This window comes from Promicromonospora kroppenstedtii DSM 19349, assembly GCF_000515355.1.
Classification (GTDB): domain Bacteria; phylum Actinomycetota; class Actinomycetes; order Actinomycetales; family Cellulomonadaceae; genus Promicromonospora; species Promicromonospora kroppenstedtii.
The window spans coordinates 36,037-41,092 of the sequence record NZ_KI911741.1; the positions used below are offsets into that span (position 1 = coordinate 36,037).

Here is a 5,056-nt window from a genome sequence, read left to right on the forward strand (position 1 = left end):
CGTCGACGCCGCTCCGACGATCTCGGCGCTGCTGGGCTACGCGCCACCGTCGGGCAGCGAGGGCCGGGTGCTGCGCGAGGCGCTGACCCGCTGACCGCACGGAAAGACGAGAGGTGTGTTGCGCTGCGTAGACAGTGTCTACGCAGCGCAACACACCTCCAGGACGTGGTCTCTCCCCCAGGCACGCGGGGCCGTCAGCGGCTCCGAGGGCAGGCCGTCAGAACGACGCGACCAGGTCGCCGCCCACCGCGAGCATCAGCCACGCCACGGCCGCGACGTACCCGATGACCAGGATGATGTGCCGGTTGCCGACCATGATGTTCCGCAGGCCGGCGCCCGCGGGCAGGTCACCCGACTGGACGCCGCGCACCAGCTGGTACCAGAGCAGCGGCCACATGATGGTCCACACGACCATGCAGTACGGGCACAGCGCGACGATCACGTAGAAGCTCGTGTACATCAGGAAGAACACGAGCGCCTGGCCCAGCACCGTGCCGACCAGGAGCGACGTCCAGTACCAGCGGGGCAGGCGGGCGCCGACGAGCAGCACCACGCCCGTGGTGATCACCACGGGGAACGCGGCGACGCCCAGGTAAGGGTTCGGGAAGCCGAGCAGCGCGCCCTGCCACGAGGACATCGCGGCGCCGCAGTCGACGAAGAGGTTGATGCTGCAGGACGCCGTGTGGTTCGGGTCGACGAGCTTGAGGTACTTCTCCACGGCGAGGGCGAACGATGCGGCGAAGCCGATCGCGCCCAGCACCACCAGGAGCAGCGCCACGGCCCGGCCGCCGAGCGGCCTGGAGCCGGGCGTGGCGACATCGTTCGCGCTGTCCAACGAGCTCTCCGACGACGTCGTGGTCGCCCCGGTATCGGTCACCCGCCCTACGCTACCGGCGCAGGCTGGGACATTGCTGAATCCTGGGTCACAGTGGGGTCTCCGTGTGCTGGTGCACGACTCGCTGCCGCCCGAACGCCAGGATCATGCCCAGGCCCAGCACGGTGACCACGGCGCCGGCCCAGGCCGGTGCCAGGTAGCCCCAGCCGGCGTCGATGACGACGCCGCCCAGGAACGCGCCCGCGCCGTTGGCGACGTTGAGCCCGGCGTGGCACAGCGCCGCGCCGAGCGACGGCGCACCGGGTGACAGGTCCATGAGCCGGGTCTGGAACGCGAGGCCCAGCATCTGCGAGGTGACGCCCAGCAGGAACAGGGAGACCAGCGCGGGCACCACCGAGGCGCCGGTCAGCGCGAACAGGACGAGCGAGGCCGCCGTGGCCACGAAGCCGATCAGGACGGCGCGCAGCACGCCGCGGTCGGCGAGCCGCCCGCCGATCTGCGTGCCCACGGTCATGCCGACGCCGAACAGGGCCAGTACCCATGGCACGGCCCCGCCGGGCAGGCCGGTCACGCCCGTCATGGTGGGGGCCACGTAGGTGTAGACGGCGAACATGCCGCCGAACCCGATGGCCCCGGCCACGAACGCGAACCACAGCGGCGCGTTGCGCAGGGTGGCCAGCTCGGTACGCACCGAACGGCCCTCGCCGCCCGCGCCGGCCGGGATCAGGCGCCAGAGCCCCAGGAGCGTCGCGATCCCGAGCGCGCCGATCAGCACGTAGGACGTGCGCCAGCCGAAGACCTGCCCCACCCAGGTGGACAGCGGTACGCCGACGACGTTCGCAATGGTCAGGCCGGTCATCATCGTCGCGACGGCCCGGCCGCGCTGGGCCGGTCCGGCCACGGCGGCACCGACCGCGGCGCCGACGCCGAAGAACGCGCCGTGCGGCAGGCCCGCGAGGAACCGGCCGGCCACCAGCCAGCCGATGTCGGGCGCGGCGGCGGACAGCACGTTCGCGACCGTGTAGAACCCCATCAGCGCGAGGAGCAGGCGTTTGCGCGACATGCGCGCGGCGGCCACGGTCAGCAGCGGCGCCCCGACGACGACGCCGAGCGCGTACGCCGTGATCGTGTGGCCCACCTGGGGGTCGGTCGCGCCGAGGTCGGCACCGACGTCGGGCAGCAGGCCCATCGCGGCGAACTCGGTGGTGCCGATGGTGAACCCGCCCACGGCGAGCGCGACGAGCGCGGGCGCGGCCCGGCGCATCGAGCCGGGTTCCGGCGCCTGGTCCGGGGCGTTCTGAGGGGCGCTGGTCGCCATGGGGTCTCCGGGAGTCGTATCGATTCGGGGGGTGCGTCGGCGACACCGGCGACGAGCGTTGAGGAACGGGGAGAAGACTACTCCTGGGCCACCCACACGCGGGAGGCCGCCAGCAGTCCGAGATCGGCCACGCGCTCGTCGCCGTCCGCTCCCGGGGCGGGCGGACAGGTCCAGGCGACGGCGACCGTGCCGGCGAACTCGCGGCGCGTGGTGACCTCCACCCGGAGGTCCAGGTCCAGGCCCAGCTCGGCGAGGTAGCGCAGGGCCTCCGGGTCGGCGTCGGAGATACGTACCACGGTGCCCGCGTCGCCCGCGTGCATCGACGACAGCGGCACGGCGTCGGGCCGCACCACGGTGCCGTCGGCCGCCGGGATCGGGTCGCCGTGCGGGTCGCGCGACGGGTTGCCCAGCCGTTCCGCCATCCGCTCCACGAACACGTCCGAGACCGCGTGCTCCAGCACCTCGGCCTCGTCGTGCACCTCGTCCCAGCCGTACCCGAGCTGTTCCACGAGGAACGTCTCCAGCAGCCGGTGCCGCCGCACCATCACCAGCGCGAGCCGGCGGCCGTCGTCCGTCAGCCGGATCGCGCCGTACCGCTCGTGCTCCAGGAGGCCCTGCCCGCTCAGGCGGCGCACCGTCTCGGACACCGTGGACGCACCCACCCCGAGGCGGTCGGCCAGGTGCTTTGTGGTCACCTTCTCGTCCGACCACTCCTGCGCCGACCACACGGCCTTCAGGTAGTCCTGGGCGACGGGCGTCAGCTCGGCCGGGTCGGTAGTGATCTCCACGCCCCGAGCCTAGTTGCCCGACGGCAAGGACGACGGCGTGCTTCCGGCACCCGGGACGTCACCGGGCACCTCGTCCGGCACCTCGGCGGGCAGCGGGACGGTCGGCGGGACGGCCCGCCGCTCGCTCACGGCCGCATCCCCCTCGGGCGTGACCTCCACGAGCTGCCAGTCCACGAACCGGCGCCGCTCCGGGTCGAACCGCAGCACCGTCATCTCGGACGTGTCGCGCAGCGGCCCCACCGACGTGTTGCCCTTCGTGGCGCCACCGGTGCTCGCGTTGACGTACCGCACCCCGTAGCCCACGACGTCCGGCCCGATCCGCGTGTGCATGTGCCCCGACAGCTGGAACGGCACGCAGCCCGACTCCAGGGCCGCGTCACCCACGGCGGGCTGGTGGATCAGCAGCAGGTCCACCCGGTCCTCGCCGGTGTACCCGCCGAGTCCCGGCTCTCCGGCCGCCTCGCACGCCGTGTCCCGCAGCCGCTCCCCGGCCTCCGCGGGTGTCTCCTCGCGCGCGATCACGGTGCCACCACCGATCCGCGTCTCCAGCGGGTCCCGGTCGCCGAGGATCCGCACGCCCTCCACCTCGACCACCTCGCCGTCCAGCACGACCTGCCGGTTGGCCAGCTCCGTGGCCGTCGTCAGGCGCGAGTCGTGGTTGCCGTCCGAGACGACGAACGGGACGCCGTCCGGCACCGCCGAGGCGAACGAGTCCACGCACACCGACTCCACGCTCGTGCCGTTGATCGTGGTGTCCCCCGCGTTCAGCATGACGTCGGGCGCCAGGCTGTCCGCGAGATCCCGGATCAGCGGCGTCATCCCCGTGTTGCAGTGCAGGTCCGAGACCACGAGGAACGTCACGTAGTCCGGCGCGTCCGGGTCCGCCGACGCCGTGGCGCCGTCCTCGACCGGCGCCGCGTCCTGCTCCGCGACCCGCGCGTCCCACGCCGCCATCAGCTTCTCCCGGGCGCCCGCGTAGAACACCTCGTTCGCCTGGTACGTGTCCACGAGCTGACCGCTGTACGTGTCGATCACGCCCGCCAGCCGGCCCGTGATCCGCGCACCCTCCAGAGCCGTCCCCGCGAACACCGGCGACGCGGGCAGCGCAGCGCGCTCCTCCGGGCCGGCGCTCGCGGTGGCCGTAGCGGCGACCAGCACGACGACCACGGTGGCGGCGGTGATCTCCCAGGTTCGGGCAGCCATGCTTCGGGCGAGCTCCCGTCGTCGGGCGGCGCCGAGCAGGAGCCGCAATCCGTAGGCTCCGCCGACCAGGACCACGGCCGCGCCCGCCGCGCCGCGCAGGGCGTCCCAGACCAGCGCCGTCGCCACGGTGCGCACCGTCCGCTGCGGGGTGTCGAAGAACTGGAGGTACCCGTCGAGGTCGCCGGCGAGCGCGTCGAAGCTGGCGGCGTCCACGGCCGCGAGGTCCGCGGGGATCTCGTGCACCGTGATGCGCACGCCGAGCGTCAGGGGCAACGGCGAGTCCGTCACGACCGTGCCGAGCGGGCCGAGGTCGGCGACGACCTCGTCGTCCGCGGTGATCGCGTAGGTCGCCTCGTGCGGGCCGAGGCTGAGGTCGGCCTTGGCGGTGGTGATCCCGAACATGAGACACAGCAGGGCGGCTGCCACTCCCGCGAGGGTCCAGCGCAGCCAGCGGGGCGGTTTCGAACGACTCATCCCCTCTACCTTTTCATGCACGCGCACCGGTCACCCGCCGCTGGCACGATGAGCGCCATGTTCGTGCTCGAGTCGCTCTGGCGGCCTGCCGGGACCCCGGCGCGGGTCTGGTCGGTGCTCGCCGACCCGCGGTTCACCTGGCCCGACTGGTGGCCGGGCCTCACCGCCGACGAGACGGGGAGCACCGCCGGGCCGGACGGGCTGGCGGCGCCCGGGACGTGGGCCCGGCTACGGGTGCGCAGCCCGCTGGGGTACGCGCTGGCGTTCCGGCTGGACCTCGTGGAGACGACGGCGCCGTCCGACGACGTACCCGGGCGAGCGCGGCTGGACGTCTCCGGGGACCTGGCAGGGCTGGCCGACGTGGTGGTCTCGGACGCCTCGACGCCCGGCCGGCCGCGCACGGACGTGCGCCTGGTCTGGCGGGTGGCGCCGGTCCCG

The 5,056-nt window shown here is 73.4% G+C and carries 5 protein-coding genes; 1 reads left to right on the top strand and 4 read right to left on the bottom strand.

The genetic code is table 11. The features are described from left to right. Nucleotides 1-217: 217 nt before the first annotated feature. The 4 genes from PROKR_RS23590 to PROKR_RS23605 all read right to left on the bottom strand — a co-directional run bounded on the left by PROKR_RS23590 (nt 218) and on the right by PROKR_RS23605 (nt 4,618). Nucleotides 218-877, bottom strand: a complete 660-nt coding sequence (locus tag PROKR_RS23590) for a vitamin K epoxide reductase family protein (RefSeq protein ID WP_051433284.1) — start codon at nt 875-877, stop codon at nt 218-220. A gap of 46 nt (nt 878-923) precedes the next feature. Next, a complete protein-coding gene (locus PROKR_RS23595; RefSeq protein ID WP_036968385.1) occupies nt 924-2,153 on the bottom strand; it encodes an MFS transporter in 1,230 nt (409 codons plus the stop codon). Nucleotides 2,154-2,230: 77 nt separating this feature from the next. Beyond that, nucleotides 2,231-2,941, bottom strand: a complete 711-nt coding sequence (locus PROKR_RS23600; protein WP_036968389.1) for a metal-dependent transcriptional regulator — start codon at nt 2,939-2,941, stop codon at nt 2,231-2,233. Between the two features lie 9 nt (nt 2,942-2,950). Beyond that, nucleotides 2,951-4,618: a metallophosphoesterase family protein gene (locus PROKR_RS23605; protein WP_245605951.1), complete on the bottom strand. Its 1,668-nt coding sequence runs from the start codon at nt 4,616-4,618 to the stop codon at nt 2,951-2,953. Nucleotides 4,619-4,666: 48 nt separating this feature from the next. Between PROKR_RS23605 and PROKR_RS23610 the strand changes: the two genes are divergently transcribed. Next, a partial coding sequence (locus PROKR_RS23610; protein WP_157602601.1) for an SRPBCC family protein occupies nt 4,667-5,056 on the top strand: 390 nt, incomplete at its 3' end.

Coding starts and splice junctions, on each gene's coding strand:
- PROKR_RS23605 (WP_245605951.1), bottom strand. CDS start 4,618: ATGAGTCGTTCGAAACCGCCCCGCTGGCTGCGCTGGACCCTCGCGGGA.
- PROKR_RS23595 (WP_036968385.1), bottom strand. CDS start 2,153: ATGGCGACCAGCGCCCCTCAGAACGCCCCGGACCAGGCGCCGGAACCC.